Raw genomic sequence first — 17,608 nt, 5'->3', positions numbered from 1 at the left:
CCGGTCCTCCACCGCCCCGGTCACCTCACCGGTAGACCCGGCCCGGTTCCGCCTTCCCCGGGGCCAGCAGCTGCGGCACCGTCACGAAGACGTATCCGCGCTCCTTGAGGGCGTCGATGATGCCGGGGACGGCCGGCACGGTGCCGTCGTAGATGTCGTGCAGCAGGATGATCCCGTCCCGGGAGGACTGGGCGAGCACCCGCTGGGTGATCAGCTCGGAGTCGGTGGTCCGGTAGTCCTTCGCGGTCACCGTCCACAGGACCTCCGCCAGGCCCAGCTCGCGGGATATCTCGTGCACCGTCTCGTCGGTGCGGCCCTGCGGCGGGCGCATCAGGGTCGGGCGCCGGCCGGTCAGGCGCTCTATCTCCCGGTTCGGGCGCTCCAGTTCCTCCCGTATCTGCTCCGGGGTGCTGCGGGTGAGGATGCGGTGCGTCCAGGTGTGGCTGGCCACCTCGTGACCCTCGTCGGCCATCCGTCGCACCAGTTCCGGGTACTTCTCGATGTGCCGCTTGCCGAGCAGGAAGAAGGTCGCCGGGACCTGCTTGTCCTTCAGGATGTCCAGCAGCCGGGCGGAGTGCTCGCTGGGGCCCGCGTCGAAGGTCAGCGCGATGCACTTGGCCCGGCGGCAGTCGACGGGACCGAACCGTGCCGCGGCCTGCTCGCCGGTCGCCCCGGCCGCCGCGCGGACGGTGCTGGGCCTGGTCGTCTCCAGGGACGAGCAGCCGGTCAGCGCCGTTCCCAGGGTGACGGCCGCCACAAGCGCCGCTGCGGCACGCAACCGGGTCCCCGTATTCGTCGTCTTCCTGATCAGAGAAGGCATGCGGGGACTATACACGGCGTGTATATACGCGATTCATAGCGGGTGGAGCGGGATGGAGAGGGGGCGTTGCGGGCCGCTCGTGGTGGCTCGCAACGCCCCCTGGTCTTTCACCTGAGGGGTGCTCAGGAGTCCTGGTGGCTCATGACCGGACCTGCTCGGTCACCAGATCCGAGAAGGCGGACAGCCGCGCGTACACACCCGGGTAGCCGGCCCGGGCGCAGCCGTCGCCCCAGGAGGTGACGCCGGCCAGCACACCGCCCACCAGCAGTGGTCCGCCGCTGTCACCCTGGCAGGTGTCCACACCGCCGGAGGTGTACCCGGCGCACACCATCTCGGCGGCGACGTAGTCCGAGCCGTAGGAGGTGCCGCAGCTCGCGTCGGAGACGACCGGGACGGTCGCGGTGCGCAGCTGGTCGGAGGCGCTGCCGCCCTCGCGGGTGTCGCCCCAGCCCAGGACGCGGGCGGTGGTGCCGGGCGTGTAGACGCCGGTGTCCGAGGAGGACACGTACGGCGCCGGGGCGTAGGGCATCGGGGAGGACAGCGTCAGGACGGCCACGTCCTCGCCGCGGGTGACGCCCGAGTAGTCCGGGTGGATCCAGATGCCGCCGACCCGGGCGACCGTCCCGTTGCTGCCGTTGAGGTAGGTGCGGCCGCCGACCACGCGGACGCTGCGGGTGCTCTCGCCCACCATGCAGTGCGCGGCGGTGACCACCTTCGTCGGGGAGACCAGGGTGCCGCCGCAGAACTGGTTCTGCCAGCGGTCCGTGATCTGCATCATGAACGGGTACGCGGAGGTGGTGGTGGTCGTACCGCCGACGATCGGCTGGGGCGCGGCGACGGCGGAGGGGGCGGCGGCCAGCAGGCCGGTGGCGGCGGCAGCGGCGGAGGCGGCCAGGGCGGCGGCGGTCCGTCCGGCGCGTCTGGCACGGGTGAACCCGGACATGAGTCTCCTCAAGGGGGGTTGCCGGTGGGGGGTCGCGCGGGGTGGGGGGTGAAGCACGGGGGTCTCGGGACCGACCCCCGTGTGCCCGGCGAGCGGCACGCCCCTTACGCTAGAACCGGGCCCGGCAGAGCCCAATGAGGGAACCCCCTAAGGGAGTTGGGAAGGGAAAACCCTACGGACCGCGCCGCGCCGCGAGTTCAGCGCCGGCCCTGGCCCGCCGCCAGCCGCACCAGATCCACCCGGGAACGGATCCCCAGCTTGCGGTAGACCCGGGTGAGGGTCGCCTCCACCGTCTTGACACTCACGAACAGCCGCCCGGCGATCTCCCGGTTGGTCGCGCCCTCCATCACCAGCGCCGCCACCTGGCGCTCCATCGAGGCCAGCCCTTCCAGACAGGCCACCGGCAGCCCGCCCGGAGCCGCCGCGGACCGCTCCGCCGGGCCGTTCGCGGCCGCCGCCTCCACCCGGCGCAGCCAGGGCAACGCCCGGCAGCGCCGGAACTGCTGCGCCGCCTCCTCGTACGACGCGGCCGGCCGCCGGACGGGCAGCGACGCCATCGCGAACACGGTCCGCGCCTCCTCCAGCGCATGCCCGAGCTTCGCCAGCCGGTCCCGTACCGATGTCAACTGGGCGATGGCCGCCTCGTGTTCGCCGCGCTCCGCCCGCACCAGCGCCTCGGCCCGGTCCAGGTCCGCCAGCACACTCTCCCGGCCCAGCCGCAGTGCATGCGTGCGGGTGACGTCGACGACCTCCTGCGCCTCGGCGGGCTCTCCGATCCGCACCAGCGCCTCGGCCAGATCACCCTGCCACCGGCCGCGCGCCGGATCGGTGATGCCCGCACCGGCCTCCAGCTGCCGCACCCGGCGCAGCGTGCCCGCCGCGGCCCGCGCGTCACCGGCCACCAACTGGGCGTGCCCCAGCGCGGCCAGCGCCCGGGACAGATACACGGCGTCGCCGTCCTCCTCGGCCCGGCCCACCGCCTCCCGCCCCAGCTCCAGCGCCCGCTCCACGTCCCCGCCCGCCGCCTCGGCCAGCGAAGCCTGCATCGCCCCCGCGCCCTCCCCGATACCGGCGTCCCGGGCCAGCGTCAGGCTCTCCCGGGCCAGCGCCAGCGCTCGGCCGCACTGCCCGGAGCGCAGCTCCGTCTCGGCGAGGAAGCGCAGATAGTGGACCTCGCTCTCGGCCATGCCCCGCCGCTGCACCTCCCGCAGCAGCGCCGTCACCGTGGACCGCGCCTCGGCCAGCCGGTCGCTCATGATCAGCCAGCGGAAGCGGGCCGAACCCGCCCCGTTGTGATGACACGCCACCCGCGGATCCTGCGGCTCGCGCAGCGCCCGCTGGATGGTGGCCGGCGCGTCCGGGTGCCCCATGAGGATCTCGGCCTGCGCCTGGAAGGCGAGCGCGAGCAGTTCGGTGCGCCGGTCCCCGGCGCGCGCCGCCAGCGCCGCGGCGTGCGCCGCCTCCTCCCGGCCCTGCGCGAAGTCGCCCTGGACGACCAGGCCGCGCCAGGCCAGCTGGTAGTGGACCAGGGCCAGCAGCCGGGGGTCGTCGCCGGCGTCGGCCAGCGCCTGCGGAAAGGCCGCGTCGACCTCGCCGATGGCCTGCCCGGCCGCCTCGATCACCACCATCCAGGCCCGTACCCGCTCGGCCGGCGCGACGGCCCGGGTCAGCACCTCGCGGGCGATGTCCCGGGCGAGATCGACCTCACCCGCAGTGATCGCGTCCTCGGCGGCCTGCAGCCGGTGGCCGTCCGGACCCGGTTCGCCGTCCGGCGGGGTGTGCCGGGCGGCGAGCAGCCCGAGCGAGGCGGCCACCGAGGGTGCCCCGCGGTCCCGGGCCAGCGCGGCGGCCTCCGCCAGCCGGGCCGCCACCTCCGGGTCGGTGCCGGTGGAGGCCAGCGCCAGATGCCGGGCGCGTTCGATCGGGTCGGAGGCGGCCGTGGACAGCGCCGCGTGTGCCGCCCGCCGCTCGTGCGCCGGGGCCTCCGCGTACAGCGCGGCCGAGATCAGCGGATGTGCGAAGCGTACGGCGGGACCCTCCGGGTCGGTCGCCAGCAGCCCCAGCCGAGCCGCCTGCGCGGTCTCCGCGTCCGCGTCCGTACGGCCCGCGGCATGCAGCAGCGCGGGGGTGGGGCGGGCGCCCACACAGGCCACCAGCAGGGTGCGGCGGGCCTCGTCGGACAGCATGTCCAGCCGGCTCAGCACCAGCGCGCGCAGCGACGTCGGCACCGGCAGCGGCTCGCCCGGCCGGGGCGGGGTGGGGCTCTCGGCCAGGGCCCGGCCCAGTTCGAGGGCGAACAGCGGGTTGCCGCCGCTGGTGCGGTGGATCTCGCGGACCGTGGAGCGGGGCAGCCCGGTGTAGCCGCGGTGGTCGAGCAGGGCGGAGGTCTGCGCCCGGGTCAGCGGGCCGAGGCGGACGGCGAGGGTGTCCGGGGGAGCGGTGCGCAGATGACGGTCGTACTCCGGGCCCTCGGTGCGCACCGCGCACAGCATCCGCACCGGGGTGTCGCCCAGGCGGCGGGCCGCGAAGCCGAGGATCTCCGCGCTCGCCGGGTCCAGCCACTGCAGGTCGTCGGCGACCAGGAGCACCGGGCCGTCGGCGGCGAGCGCGCGCAGCGCGGACAGCACGGCCAGCCGCAGGGCGAGCCCGTCACGCTGGAGGGCGGACTCTCGGCCGGTGAGCGCCGACTCCAGCGCGGTGCGCTGGGCGGCCGGCAGCGCGCCGGCCACATCGTCCAGGACCAGGCCCAGGAGGTCGGCGAGCGCCAGGAACGGCAGATGGGACTCGGACTCGGTCGCCGAGCAGCGCAGCACGGTCCGGGCCGTGCCGGCATATTCCGCGGCGAGCGCCCGCAGCACCGTCGACTTCCCGATCCCGGCGGGTCCGTGCAGCAGGACGCTGCCCCCGCGGGCGAGCTGCTCACGGGCCGAGCCGAACGGCTCCTCCCTGCCCACGACCAGGTCGGGGCGGCTCGGGGCAGGCTCCTGGAAGTCCCGTCGCACGGTCACCGCTCCCTCCGAGTGTCGTGTCCTGGCCAATGTTAGGCAACGGCCCATTGAATTTCGGACGGACGGTGGGGTGAGGGAAATAACAGGAGCCGAACCGAAATATGAAGACCGGGCCGCCGAGAATATCCCGCAATCCTCCCGCAACACCCCCGCAACCTCCTGTCCCTCCGGCCCCCGGCGCCTCTTCCGTCCGCGCCTCGCACCGCCCGCCGCCCGTCCGGGGGGCCCGGCAACGGAAGCGTTCCGGCCAGGTACCGCCGGCGGGCCCGGGGGCCGGCGCCGGTCCGCCCGGCACACCCCGGGCGCCCTCCCCGGCCGCGCCGGGGCGGCTCTCGGCGGCAGGGCCGCTCCTGGGGAGCGCGTCCGCGGTGCCCCGTCCGGCGCCGGGGCGGTGCCGCTCCGTGCGGTGGCCCCGTGCCCGTGGGGGCCAGGTGTGTGGGTGTGTGCTGCGTTCGCGGGTCCGGTCGCCGGGGGCGGTTCCGGCCTGCTCCGGGCGTGGGCGGGCAGGGGTCAGGCTGTGCGTCGGTGTGCCGGTGCGGGTGCTCGGCCGCCGGGCCGGAGTGGTCCTCGGCCGCCGGGTCGCTGCTGACCAGGGTATCCACCGTGTCCAGCCCGGCGCCGTGGCTGTGCCGGTACCCCCGGTGGCGGCCCCGTACAGCGCCGCATCCGCCCATCGGTCCCCCTGACGTCCGGCTACGGCAACCACCCCGCCCGGCGCGCCGCGACGACCGCCTCGCCCCGGGTGCGGGCGGCCAGCTTGCGCATCGCCGAGCGGAGATAGGCCTTGACGGTCTCCGCGCCCACGCCCAGTCGCTCCGCCGCCGCCGCGTTGGTGGCGCCCGCCGCGACGCAGGCCAGGACGTCCACCTCGCGCGGCGCAAGACGCACCCCGGGTGGCGGTCCGCCGCCCGCCGCCAGGAGTCCGCAGGCCCGCAGCAGTTCGTCCCGCAGGGCCGGGTCGGCGATGCGCGGGGCCAGCGCACGCAGCGCCGCGTGCGCCTCCCGCACCTGTTCCCACGCCGCCCCGGGGCCGGCGGTCGCGCCTGCCATGGGGCCGGCAGCCGCAACCGTCCCGGGGCCGGCAGCCGCAACCGTCCCGGACTCGGACAGCAGCTCGCATGCCTCGTCACGCAGCAGCAGCGCCTGCTCCACGTCCCGTGCCGCAGCCAGGGCCGCGCTCAGCGTGCGGTCGCCCAGCGGCTGGGCGGCGCGCAGAGCGCCGTACAGCACGCCGCGGACCCGGCGCCGCACCACCACCGGCACCGCCAGCACCGAGCGCAGCCCCTCGGCGGCCACCGGCACGTCGTACTCGTGGCTGATCTGCCGGGAGGCGGAGTACTCCGTGACCGCGCACGGGCGGGCCAGCGCCACCGCCTTCCCGCCGAGACCACTGCCCGCGGCCACCGCGAGGGCGCTCAGCGCGGGTGTGGCGGTGCCGCTGAGCTCGCTGATGCGCATCTGCCGCCGGCCGGCCTCCACCAGCCCGCCGAAGGCGACCGGCAGCCCGGTCGTGCGCCGCAGCCGTGCCAGCGCGCTGCGGATCTCCACCGCGCCGGCCGCGTCCCCTGCCACCTCTGCCCGCCCTTTCCCGCCGTGCCCGTGTCCGCACCCGCACTCCCCCGTTCGGGGGTAGTGAGAGCTACCTCACGGATTACACGATGGCAGAGAGCCGCCCGGCAATGGTCCGGCACGAAGGAGGACAGATGACGACGGTGACGGAACTCTTCCGCGGGGCGCGGGACTTCCTGCTGCACCATCGCGAGGACTACACCGCGGCCTACGCGGGGTTCGAGTGGCCCCGGCCCGAGCACTTCAACTGGGCGCTGGACTGGTTCGACGTCATCGCCGGGGGCAACGACCGCACCGCGCTGCACATCGTGGAGGAGGACGGCTCCGAGGTCCGGCTGTCGTTCGCGGAGATGTCGGCCCGCTCGAACCAGGTGGCGGTCCGGCTGCGCGAGCGCGGCGTGGGCGCCGGGGACCGGGTGCTGGTGATGCTCGGCAACCAGGCGGAGCTGTGGGAGACGGCGCTGGCCGCGATGAAGCTGCGGGCCGTGGTCATCCCGGCCACCCCGCTGCTGGGCCCGGCCGACCTGCGCGACCGCGTCGACCGGGGCCGGGTGAAGCACGCGGTCGTCCGTGCGGCGGACACCGGCAAGTTCGCCGACGTGCCCGGCGGCTACACACGCCTGGCCGTGGGCGGCGCGCCGGACGGCTGGGAGCGGTACGAGGACGCCTACGCCGCCTCCGGCGCCTTCGTCCCCGAGGGGCCGACCCGGGCCGGGGATCCGCTGATGCTGTACTTCACCTCGGGCACCACGGCCCGTCCCAAGCTGGTGGAGCACACCCACGTCTCCTACCCCGTCGGGCATCTGGCGACCATGTACTGGATCGGCCTGAAGCCGGGCGACGTGCATCTGAACATCTCCTCGCCGGGCTGGGCCAAGCACGCCTGGTCCAATCTCTTCGCGCCCTGGAACGCGGAGGCGACCGTCTTCCTGCACAACTACACCCGCTTCGACGCCGCCCGGCTGCTGCGGGAGATGGAGCGCGCGCGGGTGACCACGTTCTGCGCCCCGCCGACGGTGTGGCGGATGCTGATCCAGTCCGACCTGACCCGGCTCGCGACCCCGCCCCGCGAGGTCGTCGCGGCCGGTGAGCCGCTGAACCCGGAGGTCATCGAACAGGTGCGCCGGGCCTGGGGCGTGACGATCCGGGACGGCTTCGGGCAGACGGAGACCGCGGTGCAGGTCGCCAACAGCCCGGGGCAGGTGCTGAAGACCGGTTCCATGGGCCGGCCGAGTCCCGGTTTCCGGGTGGAACTGCTGGATCCGGTCACCGGCGCGCCGGGCGCGGCGGAGGGCGAGATCGCGCTGGACCTGTCCGCGCGTCCGGTCGGTCTGATGACCGGCTACCACGGGGACGCGGAGCGCACGGCCGAAGCGATGGCCGACGGCTACTACCGCACCGGGGACATCGGCTGCCGGGACGCGGACGGCTATCTGACCTACGTCGGCCGGGCCGACGACGTGTTCAAGGCGTCCGACTACAAGATCTCCCCGTTCGAGCTGGAGAGCGCGCTGCTGGAGCACGAGGCGGTGGCCGAGGCCGCGGTCGTCCCGGCCCCCGACGAGCTGCGGCTGGCGGTGCCCAAGGCGTATGTGGTCCTCGCGGCGGGCTGGGAGCCGGGGCCGGACACGGCGAAGGTGCTGTTCGAGCACTCCCGCGCGGTCCTCGCGCCCTACAAGCGCATCCGTCGCCTGGAGTTCGGCGAGCTGCCCAAGACCGTCTCCGGCAAGATCCGCCGTGTCGAACTGCGCGAGGCCACCGCCGCCGGCTCGGACGCGGAGCACCGAGAGGAGGACTTCCGGTGACCACACAGCGCTCGTCCACGCACGGCGCCGGCTGCACGCCCCTCCTCGGTGACACCGTCGGCGCGGATCCGGACCGGGCCGTCGCCGCCCATCCGGACCGCGAGGCCCTGGTCGACGTGGTGTCCGGACGGCGGTGGACGTACGCCGAGTTCGGCGCGGCGGTCGACGAGGTGGCGCGCGGACCGCTCGCCGAGGGTGTCACCAAAGGCGACCGGGTCGGCATCTGGGCGGTCAACTGCCCCTCGGGGCACCTCCCACGCCGCTTGGGCCAGTGAGGGAGGGTCCTGCTGCAGTACGCCACCGCCGGATCGGCGCGATCGTGGTGAACGTCGACCCGGCCTACCGCGCACGAGCTGGAGGACGGGCTGCAGCAGGCCGGGATCTGCGTGCTGATCGTCTCGCCGGGCGCAGGAGCAGCGACTACCGGGCGCTGGCGGAGCAGGTCCGCAGCCGGTGCCCGGCCCTGCGCGAGACCGTCCACATCGGCGACCGGTCCTGGGCGCCACCTCGCACGGCGCCTGCATCGTCATCCCGGCGCCGTCCGCGGGTGGCCGCCGAGATGCACATGGAGCAGGTGTCTGAATGCTGCGGCACGACCCGGCCGCCGGAGTGACCCTTCCCCGCGGCACCGCGGGCGAACTCCGCACCCCGGCTACAGCGTGATGCTCGGCTGCTGGGACGAGCCGGGGGAGACCGCCGAGGCCGTCGACGCGGGCCGCCGGATGCACACCGGGACCTCGCGGTGATGCGCGACTGCGGGTACGGGAGAGAGCGTCGGCCGTATCAAGGACACGATCATCCGAGGCGGGGAGAACATCTACCCGTGCGAGGTGGAGGAGTTCCTGCCGGCGATGACGAGCCGGTGTGGCTCGCCGGGAGAACGCCAGGGGGAAGCGGGTCGCGGGCCCGGTCTCCTTCGGGGCCCAGCTCTCGGTGCCGGGCGTTCCCTTGGGTCGTGGCGATGGTCAGCGGCGGGTCCATCCCGGTGCCGCACGGGGAGCAGATCCGGGGCATGGGGTCGGTGAGACCCCAACGGGTCCAGCCGCCGGCCTTCCGGCCGGGCGAAAGGGACAGCTCGAGCGGTACGCCGAGGAGGTCCGCGCGGGCGCGGACCTCCTCGGCTTGTCCGGGCAGCGCAACCCCGGTCCACCCTTGACGGCCCTCGGCAGCCGTCCTACATTACTTCCAGATCGTAGAAATTAAATTTCGCTATACGGAATTGCTGACCGCGGGGCGCGACGGGAGTGCGAATCCGACAGCCGAAGCAGGAGTACTCGATGGCTCGTATGACCGCTGCCCGTGCGGCAGTTGAGATCCTCAAGCGCGAGGGCGTCGCGGACGCGTTCGGCGTGCCGGGCGCGGCGATCAACCCCTTCTACGCGGCGCTCAAGGCCTCCGGCGGCATCAACCACACCCTCGCCCGGCACGTCGAGGGCGCCTCGCACATGGCCGAGGGCTACACCCGTACCCACCCGGGCAACATCGGCGTCTGCATCGGCACCTCCGGCCCGGCCGGCACCGACATGATCACCGGTCTGTACTCGGCGACCGGCGACTCGATCCCGATCCTGTGCATCACCGGCCAGGCTCCGACCGCCGTGATCCACAAAGAGGACTTCCAGGCCGTCGACATCGCCTCCATCGCCAAGCCGGTCACCAAGATGGCGGTGACCGTCCTGGAGGCCGCGCAGGTCCCCGGCGTCTTCCAGCAGGCGTTCCACCTGATGCGCTCCGGCCGGCCCGGTCCGGTCCTGATCGACCTGCCGATCGACGTGCAGCTGACGGAGATCGAGTTCGACCCGGAGACGTACGAGCCGCTGCCCGTCTACAAGCCGGCCGCCACCCGCGCCCAGGTCGAGAAGGCGATCGGGATGCTGAACGCCGCCGAGCGCCCGCTGATCGTGGCCGGCGGCGGCATCATCAACGCCGACGCCGCCGACCTGCTGGTGGAGTTCGCCGAGCTGACCGGCACCCCCGTGGTGCCCACCCTGATGGGCTGGGGCATCGTCCCGGACGACCACGAGCTGAACGCCGGCATGGTCGGCCTGCAGACCTCGCACCGCTACGGCAACGCGACGTTCCTGGAGTCCGATTTCGTCCTCGGCATCGGCAACCGCTGGGCCAACCGCCACACCGGCAAGATCGACGTCTACACGGCCGGGCGGAAGTTCGTCCACGTCGACATCGAACCGACCCAGATCGGCAAGATCTTCGCCCCGGACTACGGCATCGCCTCCGACGCCAGGGCCGCGCTGGAGCTGTTCGTCGAGGTCGCGCGCGAGCTGAAGGCGGCGGGCAAGCTGCCCGACCGCTCCGCCTGGGCCGCCGCCGCGCAGGAGAAGAAGGCCACCCTCCAGCGCCGTACCCACTTCGACGACATCCCGATCAAGCCGCAGCGCGTCTACGAGGAGATGAACAAGGCCTTCGGCCCCGAGACCCGGTACGTCTCCACCATCGGCCTCTCGCAGATCGCCGGCGCCCAGATGCTGCACGTCTACCGTCCGCGGCACTGGATCAACTGCGGCCAGGCCGGCCCACTGGGCTGGACCGTCCCGGCGGCGCTGGGCGTCGCCAAGGCCGACCCGGACGCGCAGGTCGTGGCGCTCTCCGGCGACTACGACTTCCAGTTCATGATCGAGGAACTGGCGGTCGGCGCGCAGCACAAGATCCCCTACGTCCACGTCCTGGTCAACAACTCCTACCTGGGGCTGATCCGCCAGGCACAGCGGGCGTTCGAGATCGACTTCCAGGTCAACCTGGAGTTCGAGAACATCAACGCGCCCGAGCTCGGCGTCTACGGCGTCGACCACGTCAAGGTCGCCGAGGGCCTGGGCTGCAAGGCGATCCGGGTGACCGACCCGAGCGAACTGGGCGCGGCCCTGGAGCAGGCCAAGAAGCTCGCCGCCGAGTTCCGGGTGCCGGTGGTGGTCGAGGCGATCCTGGAGCGGATCACCAACATCTCCATGTCGGGCACCAACGACATCGGCAACGTGGTCGAGTTCGAGGAACTCGCCACCGAGCCGGGGCACGCCCCGACGGCGATCAGGACCCTCAAGGTCTGACCCGCACCGCAGGCGAAAGGGCGGCCCGTCCCCGTGGACGGGCCGCCCTTCGGCGTAGGGCCGGCCGCGTGTGCGCGGCCGAAAGTGGTTTGCCGACCCGGATGCGTCTGGGTAGCGTCCCCGCCCATGACCCCGACCCTGCGCACCGAGCGGCTGCTCCTGGAGCCGTACGTCCCGGAGGACGAGGAGCACTTCGTCGCTCTGTTCCAGGACACCGGGGTGTCGCGGTGGATGGGGGACGGCCCTGCCACCGAGGCGGAGGACCGGGCCCTGTTCGGGCGGATCTTCACGAAGGTCTATGCCCGGGACCTGTTCGACGTCTGGGCGGTTCGCCGGGACGGACTCCTCGTCGGGCACGCCGAGCTCAAGCCGTCCGACGTCGTCGCGGGCCACGAGATCATCTACGCTCTGGCGCCGGCGGTGTGGGGAGCCGGGCTGGGCACCGAACTGGCCGAGGCGATCGTCGCCCACGGTTTCGGGACCCTCCGGCTGACCGAGGTGCATGCCACCGTGGCAGCGGCGAACCTGGCCTCGCTGACCCTGCTGGACAGAATCGGTTTCGAGCATGTCCGGGACATCGAGGAGGGCGACGGCAGCACCACCCGCGTGCTGACCCGTCGGCTCCGGCCTCGGTGACCCGTGGCCCCGCGCCGGTCCCGCCCACGAGGAGGCGGGCACGCCCGCCGCAAGTGCCCTGCCGCGCGGCGGAGGGGAACCGGCGGCCGGGCGGGCGGGGACGCCGGGAAACGCCGAGAGCGCCGGATGCGGGACCGTCCGCATCCGGCGCTCTCCGGCCGGTGAGGCTGTGTGGAGTTGTGGCCGCCCGACGGTGCGAGGCTGGGCGCGACAGGACGTTCGCGCCGCCGGACGGAGTCCGGGGTCCGGCTGTGGCCGGGACCGCGGCGGGTGCGACGGGGCCGGGGCTCCTCCCCTCAGGTCGTAGGAGGAGGCTCCGGTCCCTTCACCACCGCACTGGCTCGCACGCCGCCGCGGTCCACGTCCCCGCCCGCGGTGCACCGGGCGGCCACCCCTCATCCGGGCCGCCCCGCACCCCGCGGGCCGCGCGTACGGTCTTGACCTCCCCGTCAAGTCCCGACGCGAGCCGGGGGATCAGTCCTCGCGCAGGGCGCGGACCGCCTCCTCCACGCGCCGGCCGTACTCCGGGTCGGCGGCGTGGAAGTGCGCGAGGTTCTTCTCGATCACGTCGTCGCGGGAGACCTGGGACAGGCCGCCGGCGATGTTGGCGATCAGGCGGGACTTCTCCTCCGCCGACATCAGCCGGTACAGCTCGCCGGCCTGGAAGAAGTCGTCGTCCTTGGTGTGCTGGGGCGCCTCGTGGGTGCCGGTGTGGCCGGACACGGCGAGCGGAGCCGACAGCGGGCGGCCGGTCTGGACGGGGCCGTCGTAGGAGTTCGGTTCGTAGTTCCTGGCGCCGCGGCCCTGGCCGTTGACCGCCATGAAGCCGTCGCGGCCGTAGTTGTCCGCGCCGCCGGGCACGCCCTTCGGGGCGTTCACCGCGAGCGCGGTGTGGTTGACGCCCAGGCGGTAGCGGTGCGCGTCGGCGTAGGCGAAGAGCCGGCCCTGGAGCATCTTGTCCGGCGACGGGCCGATGCCCGGCACGAAGTTGTTCGGGGAGAACGCGGCCTGCTCGACCTCGGCGAACACGTTGTCCGGGTTGCGGTCGAGGACCAGCCGGCCGACCCGCTGGAGCGGATAGTCCTTGTGCGGCCACACCTTGGTCAGGTCGAACGGGTTGAAGCGGTAGTCGGCCGCCTCCTCGGCGGGCATCAGCTGGACGTAGAGGGTCCAGGACGGGTGCACACCTCGCTCGATGGCCTGCAGCAGGTCCGTCTGGTGCGAGTTGGCGTCCTGGCCGGCGAGCTCCTGGGCCTGCTCGGTGGACAGGCTGCGGATGCCCTGGTTCGTCTTGAAGTGGTACTTGACGAAGAAGGCCTCGCCCTTGCTGTTGGTCCACTGGTAGGTGTGCGAGCCGTAGCCGTTCATGTGGCGGTACGACGCCGGGATGCCGCGGTCGCCCATCAGCCAGGTCACCTGGTGGGTGGCCTCGGGGGCGTGCGCCCAGAAGTCCCAGACGTTGTCCGGCTCCTGCTTGCCGGTGAACGGGTCGCGCTTCTGCGAGTGGATGAAGTCGGGGAACTTGATGGGGTCCTTGATGAAGAACACCGGGGTGTTGTTCCCGACCAGGTCGTAGTTGCCCTCGGTGGTGTAGAACTTCACCGCGAAGCCGCGCGGGTCGCGGACCGCGTCCGCGCCGCCGAGCGAGTCGGCCACTGTCGAGAAGCGCAGGAAGACCTCGGTGCGCTTGCCGACGGTGTTCAGGAAGTCGGCGTGGGTGTAGCCGGTGACGTCGTCGGTCACCTCGAAGTGGCCGTAGGCGCCGGAACCGCGGGCATGCACGACGCGCTCCGGGATGCGCTCGCGGTTGAACCGGGCGAGCTTCTCCAGGAGGTGCTGGTCCTGGAGCAGGAGCGGACCTCCGATGCCGGCGGAGGCGGAATTCTGGTTGTCGGCGACCGGGGCGCCGGACTCTGTCGTGAGCACGCGCTGCGACATCGTGGACCTTCCGTGCGAGGGGCAGCGGAAAACTGATTCCGCTTTGTGAAGCCTGTGGTGGAGCCTAGGTTTGCGACGAACCGAACGTCAACAATTTGTTGAAGCCGGGGAGCGGCTTCGGTGACGGCGGACGGGGGTTCCGGGCGGCGCCGCACGCTCGGGCGCGACAGGACAGGTGTCAGCGGACGGCGCCACCCGGAAGTTCTGTGGCGGCTCGGGTCAGATCCGGGCGCCGGAGAGGCGCTCCACCGCCCGCAGCAGCGCGGAGTGGTCCAGGCCGCCGTCGCCCTGGGCCCGCAGCGACGCGACCAGCTGGGCGACCGTGGCGCCGACCGGCAGAGCCGCGCCGACGTTGCGGGCGGCGTCGGTGACGATGCCCATGTCCTTGTGGTGCAGGTCGATGCGGAAGCCGGGCTTGAAGTCGCGGTTGAGGAAGTTGTCCTTCTTCCGCGTCAGCACGGTGGAGCCGGCCAGACCGCCGTTGAGGACGTCGAGCGCGGCCTTCAGGTCCACGCCGGACTTCTCCAGGAAGACCACGGCCTCGGCGCACGCCTGGATGTTGACGGCGACGATCAGCTGGTTGGCGGCCTTCACGGTCTGGCCCGAGCCGTGCGGACCGCACAGCACGATGGTCTTGCCCAGCGCCTCGAAGATCGGCTCGGCCGTGTCGAAGTCGGCCTGCTCACCGCCGACCATGATGGACAGCACGGCCTCGATAGCGCCGGCCTCGCCGCCGGACACCGGGGCGTCCAGCACTCGGATGCCCTTGCCCGCGGCGGCCTTGGCCAGGTCGACGGAGGTCTGCGGGGTGATCGAGGACATGTCGATCAGCAGAGCGCCGGACCGCGCGTTCTCCAGGATGCCCTCGGGGCCGTAGGCGATGGCCTCGACCTGTGGGGACGCGGGAACCATGGTGATGACGACGTCGGCGTCGCGCACGGCCTCGGCGATCGAGCCGGCCGCGGTGCCGCCGGCGGCGGCCAGGCGGTCCAGCTTGTCCTGCTCCAGGGTGTAGCCGGTGACCCGGTAGCCCGCCTTGATCAGGTTCTCGGACATGGGGGAGCCCATGATGCCCAGGCCGATCCAGGCGATCTTCGGGAGGGTGGTGTTGCTCATGGTGGGTGCCTCTCGGTGCAGGGGTGGTGATCAGCGGGCGGCGCGGGCCTCGCGGGGCAGCCAGTCGAAGGCCTCCGCGCTGGGGCGGTCGCCCGGCTTGTACTCCAGGCCCACCCAGCCGTCGTATCCGGCCTTGCGCAGCCGGTCGAGGAGGTCCTCCAGCGGCAGCGAGCCGGTGCCCGGGGCGCCGCGGCCGGGGTTGTCGGCGATCTGGACGTGGCCGGTCCTCGCCGCGTACCGCTCGATCACCTGCGGAAGGTCCTCGCCGTTCATGGACAGGTGGTAGAGGTCCATCAGGAACGCGGCGTTGCCGAGCCCGGTCGCCTCGTTGACCTTGTCCACGATCCGCACCGCGGTCGGCGCCGACACCAGCGGGTACCGCGGCGATTCGGGCTGGTTGAGGGCCTCGACCAGCAGTGTCGCGCCGATCCGGTCGGCCGCGCGGGCGGCCAGGGTGAGGTTCTCCAGCGCGAGCGCGTCCTGCTCGGCGGGGTCCACCCCCTCGACGCGGTTGCCGTAGAGCGCGTTGAGCGCCTTGCATCCCAGGGACTGCGCGAAGCCGGCGGCCACGTCGATGTTGGCGCGGAACCGCTCCGACTCCTCACCGGGGAGCGACAGGGCGCCGCGGTCGGGGCCGGGGAGCTGTCCGGCGTAGAAGTTCAGGCCGGTGAGCCGGACGCCCGCGTCCTCGATCGCCTTCTTCAGGGCGTCCAGGTCGGACTGCCCGGGAGTGGGTGAGTCGACCCAGGGCCACCACAGCTCGACCGCGGTGAAGCCGGCCGCGGCGGCGGCCGCGGGGCGCTCCAGGAGCGGGAGTTCCGTGAAGAGGATCGACAGGTTGACGTTGAAGCGCTGGTCTGCGAATCCCATCGGGGCCGCGCTCCCTTCCGTGGTGTATTTCCGTATTACGGAAGTTCGTTTCTGCTTAATGGAAGATTGCCGGGAGGGTGCGGCACTTGTCAAGAGGGGTCGGCGGAAACGGTCACCGCGCGTTAGGTTGACCGGGTGCGATTGAGAGTGGAGTTCACGACCGAACCCTTCGACCTCGACGAGGCGCCCGCGCACGCGCTGGTCGCTCGCGAGGTCATCCAGGCCGCGGAGCTGGACGCGGTGGACGTCGGTCCGTTCGGCAACACCGCCGAGGGCGGCGCCGACGCGGTGCTCACCGCCGTGGACGCCCTGCTGCGGCAGGCTCTGCAGGCGGGCGCCACCCGGGTCTCGCTGCAGGTCAACGTGGTCGGGGAGGGTGAGCGGTGACCGGCGGCGCGGACGAGCCGTTCATCGCGGCGGTCAAGCCGCTGGTCGACGCCATCGGCGGCGAGCTCCTCCCGCCCGACGAGGCCGGCCGGGACGACGTGGTGCTCGCCTGGGAGGGTGCCGACGTCGTCGCTGTGCGGCTGCCGCAGCTCGCCGACTCCCTGGACCACATCCTGGCCGCCATGGAGCGCCGGCGGGGCCGGCCGCTCGCCGACCTGGACCGCAAGGCCAAGCAGGAGGTGGTGCGCACCCTGGAGGCGCGCGGCGCCTTCTCCGTGCGGCACGGTGTGGAGACGGTGGCGAGCGCCCTCGGCGTCAGCCGCTTCACCGTCTACAACTACCTCAACCGGGAAAAGGGCGCCTGACCGCTTCACCGCGCTGACCTGGGCCTCGGTCCGCCGCGAGCCGTCGTCCCGTCCGCCGGGGCGGCGGCTCGCGGCAGCCCGTATTTGTTACCCCGAATTTTCAACAAACTGTTGACGTCGTGTTTCCGAGGGCGTTAGCTATCGGCACGCCCGTTCAGCACAAGGCCACGGAGGCACCCCGTGACGTCCACTTCCACGCCGCCGGGCCTGGCCCGCTTCAACGACCTCGAGGAGCGCGCGGCCCGCGCCGCCCTCCACGAGGCGTGCGCCTCCACGGCATGGGTCCGGCGGCTGCTCGCCGCCCGCCCCTACGCCACCCCCGAGGGCCTGTACGCCGCCAGCGACGCCGCCATGGCCGAGCTGACCCCGGCGGACCTGGCGGAGGCGATGGCCGGGCACCCGCCGATCGGCCGCCCCAGGCCCGGGGACCCGACGTCCTCCCGCGAGCAGGCGGGCATGGCAGGCGCCTCCGACGCACTCAAGGCGGAGATGCTGGAACTGAACCTGGCCTATCAGGACAGGTTCGGCCACGTGTTCCTGATCTGCGCCACCGGCCGGACCGGCGAGCAGATGCGGGACGCGGTCAAGGAGCGGATCGGCAACACCCCGGACCAGGAGCGGGAGATCGTCCGCACCGAACTGGGCAAGATCAACCGTATCCGGCTCTCCCGACTCGTCGAAGAGGACGCCTGACCATGAGCACCAGCACCACCGCCTCCGTGTCCACGCACATCCTGGACACCAGCGTCGGACGCCCCGCCGAGGGCGTCGCCGTCCGGCTCTCCGCCCGCGCCGGGCATGCTGCGGACTGGCAGGCGCTCGGCGGGTCCGCGACCGACGCGGACGGGCGGTGCAAGGACCTGCCGGCCCTGCCGGAGGGCACCACACACGTACGGCTCGACTTCGCGGTGGAGCCGTACTTCGAGAAGAAGCAAGCCGATGCGCAGCAGGACGCCCCCGCGAATCGGGACAGCGGTGCCGTGTTCTTCCCCGAGGTGGCGATCACCTTCGCCGTGACGCCCGGGGAGCACTACCACGTACCGCTGCTGCTCAACCCGTTCGGCTACTCCGTTTACCGAGGGAGCTAGC

At 72.8% G+C, this 17,608-nt stretch carries 14 protein-coding genes and 1 pseudogene; 8 read left to right on the top strand and 7 right to left on the bottom strand.

All coding sequences use genetic code 11. The features are described from left to right. Positions 1-25: 25 nt before the first annotated feature. The 4 genes from V5O46_RS03960 to V5O46_RS03945 form a co-directional block, all read right to left on the bottom strand. Positions 26-820: a polysaccharide deacetylase family protein gene (locus V5O46_RS03960; RefSeq protein WP_332882980.1), complete on the bottom strand. Its 795-nt coding sequence runs from the start codon at positions 818-820 to the stop codon at positions 26-28. A 139-nt stretch (positions 821-959) separates the two neighbouring features. Beyond that, on the bottom strand, positions 960-1,763 hold the full coding sequence (locus V5O46_RS03955; protein ID WP_332882979.1) for a S1 family peptidase: 804 nt from the start codon (positions 1,761-1,763) through the stop codon (positions 960-962). Positions 1,764-1,960: 197 nt separating this feature from the next. Continuing rightward, positions 1,961-4,771, bottom strand: coding sequence for a helix-turn-helix transcriptional regulator (locus V5O46_RS03950; protein ID WP_332882978.1), 2,811 nt, complete (start codon positions 4,769-4,771; stop codon positions 1,961-1,963). Between the two features lie 693 nt (positions 4,772-5,464). Then, the gene (locus tag V5O46_RS03945; RefSeq protein WP_332882977.1) at positions 5,465-6,343 is read right to left on the bottom strand and encodes a helix-turn-helix transcriptional regulator; all 879 of its coding nucleotides are present in this window, start codon (positions 6,341-6,343) and stop codon (positions 5,465-5,467) included. A 131-nt stretch (positions 6,344-6,474) separates the two neighbouring features. Here V5O46_RS03945 and V5O46_RS03940 point away from each other — a divergent pair, with 131 nt between their 5' ends. From V5O46_RS03940 to V5O46_RS03925, 4 genes and pseudogenes are all read left to right on the top strand, one after another. Further along, a complete protein-coding gene (locus V5O46_RS03940; protein WP_332882976.1) occupies positions 6,475-8,145 on the top strand; it encodes an AMP-binding protein in 1,671 nt (556 codons plus the stop codon). Next, positions 8,142-9,074, top strand: a pseudogene (locus tag V5O46_RS03935) (AMP-binding protein); the annotation flags it as partial. The gene V5O46_RS03940 and the pseudogene V5O46_RS03935, both read left to right, overlap by 4 nt. A gap of 348 nt (positions 9,075-9,422) precedes the next feature. Then, a complete protein-coding gene (gene gcl / locus V5O46_RS03930; protein WP_332882975.1) occupies positions 9,423-11,207 on the top strand; it encodes a glyoxylate carboligase in 1,785 nt (594 codons plus the stop codon). A gap of 126 nt (positions 11,208-11,333) precedes the next feature. After that, positions 11,334-11,843, top strand: coding sequence for a GNAT family N-acetyltransferase (locus tag V5O46_RS03925; protein WP_332882974.1), 510 nt, complete (start codon positions 11,334-11,336; stop codon positions 11,841-11,843). A gap of 474 nt (positions 11,844-12,317) precedes the next feature. On the opposite strand, the gene V5O46_RS03920 is transcribed toward V5O46_RS03925, so the two are convergent. From V5O46_RS03920 to V5O46_RS03910, 3 genes are all read right to left on the bottom strand, one after another. Next, positions 12,318-13,781, bottom strand: coding sequence for a catalase (locus tag V5O46_RS03920; protein ID WP_332882973.1), 1,464 nt, complete (start codon positions 13,779-13,781; stop codon positions 12,318-12,320). Positions 13,782-14,000: 219 nt separating this feature from the next. Next, the gene (locus V5O46_RS03915; RefSeq protein ID WP_332882972.1) at positions 14,001-14,897 is read right to left on the bottom strand and encodes a 2-hydroxy-3-oxopropionate reductase; all 897 of its coding nucleotides are present in this window, start codon (positions 14,895-14,897) and stop codon (positions 14,001-14,003) included. Positions 14,898-14,927: 30 nt separating this feature from the next. Continuing rightward, entirely contained in the window at positions 14,928-15,767 is an 840-nt protein-coding gene (locus V5O46_RS03910; RefSeq protein ID WP_332882971.1) for a TIM barrel protein, read from the bottom strand. 135 nt (positions 15,768-15,902) lie between these two features. Here V5O46_RS03910 and V5O46_RS03905 point away from each other — a divergent pair, with 135 nt between their 5' ends. The 4 genes from V5O46_RS03905 (at position 15,903) to uraH (ending at position 17,607) form a co-directional block, all read left to right on the top strand. Continuing rightward, entirely contained in the window at positions 15,903-16,154 is a 252-nt protein-coding gene (locus V5O46_RS03905) for a hypothetical protein (protein WP_332882970.1), read from the top strand. Further along, on the top strand, positions 16,151-16,519 hold the full coding sequence (locus V5O46_RS03900) for a helix-turn-helix domain-containing protein (protein ID WP_332882969.1): 369 nt from the start codon (positions 16,151-16,153) through the stop codon (positions 16,517-16,519). Before V5O46_RS03905 ends, V5O46_RS03900 begins: the two co-directional genes overlap by 4 nt. 180 nt (positions 16,520-16,699) lie before the next feature. Then, a complete protein-coding gene (gene uraD, locus V5O46_RS03895; protein ID WP_332882968.1) occupies positions 16,700-17,212 on the top strand; it encodes a 2-oxo-4-hydroxy-4-carboxy-5-ureidoimidazoline decarboxylase in 513 nt (170 codons plus the stop codon). Positions 17,213-17,214: 2 nt separating this feature from the next. Continuing rightward, positions 17,215-17,607, top strand: coding sequence for a hydroxyisourate hydrolase (uraH, locus tag V5O46_RS03890; protein ID WP_332882967.1), 393 nt, complete (start codon positions 17,215-17,217; stop codon positions 17,605-17,607). Position 17,608 lies beyond the last annotated feature (1 nt).

This window comes from Streptomyces poriticola (assembly GCF_036689765.1).
In the GTDB taxonomy this organism is placed as follows: Bacteria; Actinomycetota; Actinomycetes; order Streptomycetales; family Streptomycetaceae; genus Streptomyces; species Streptomyces poriticola.
The sequence above is the reverse complement of the archived record's forward strand: the minus strand, read 5'-3'. Positions and strand labels throughout refer to the sequence as shown.

Bases quoted from the DNA above. Each gene is read 5' to 3' on its own strand.
- V5O46_RS03960 (WP_332882980.1), bottom strand. From the start codon at position 820: ATGCCTTCTCTGATCAGGAAGACGACGAATACGGGGACCCGGTTGCGT.
- V5O46_RS03955 (WP_332882979.1), bottom strand. From the start codon at position 1,763: ATGTCCGGGTTCACCCGTGCCAGACGCGCCGGACGGACCGCCGCCGCC.
- V5O46_RS03940 (WP_332882976.1), top strand. From the start codon at position 6,475: ATGACGACGGTGACGGAACTCTTCCGCGGGGCGCGGGACTTCCTGCTG.
- gcl (WP_332882975.1), top strand. From the start codon at position 9,423: ATGGCTCGTATGACCGCTGCCCGTGCGGCAGTTGAGATCCTCAAGCGC.
- V5O46_RS03925 (WP_332882974.1), top strand. From the start codon at position 11,334: ATGACCCCGACCCTGCGCACCGAGCGGCTGCTCCTGGAGCCGTACGTC.
- V5O46_RS03920 (WP_332882973.1), bottom strand. From the start codon at position 13,781: ATGTCGCAGCGCGTGCTCACGACAGAGTCCGGCGCCCCGGTCGCCGAC.
- V5O46_RS03915 (WP_332882972.1), bottom strand. From the start codon at position 14,897: ATGAGCAACACCACCCTCCCGAAGATCGCCTGGATCGGCCTGGGCATC.
- V5O46_RS03910 (WP_332882971.1), bottom strand. From the start codon at position 15,767: ATGGGATTCGCAGACCAGCGCTTCAACGTCAACCTGTCGATCCTCTTC.
- uraH (WP_332882967.1), top strand. From the start codon at position 17,215: ATGAGCACCAGCACCACCGCCTCCGTGTCCACGCACATCCTGGACACC.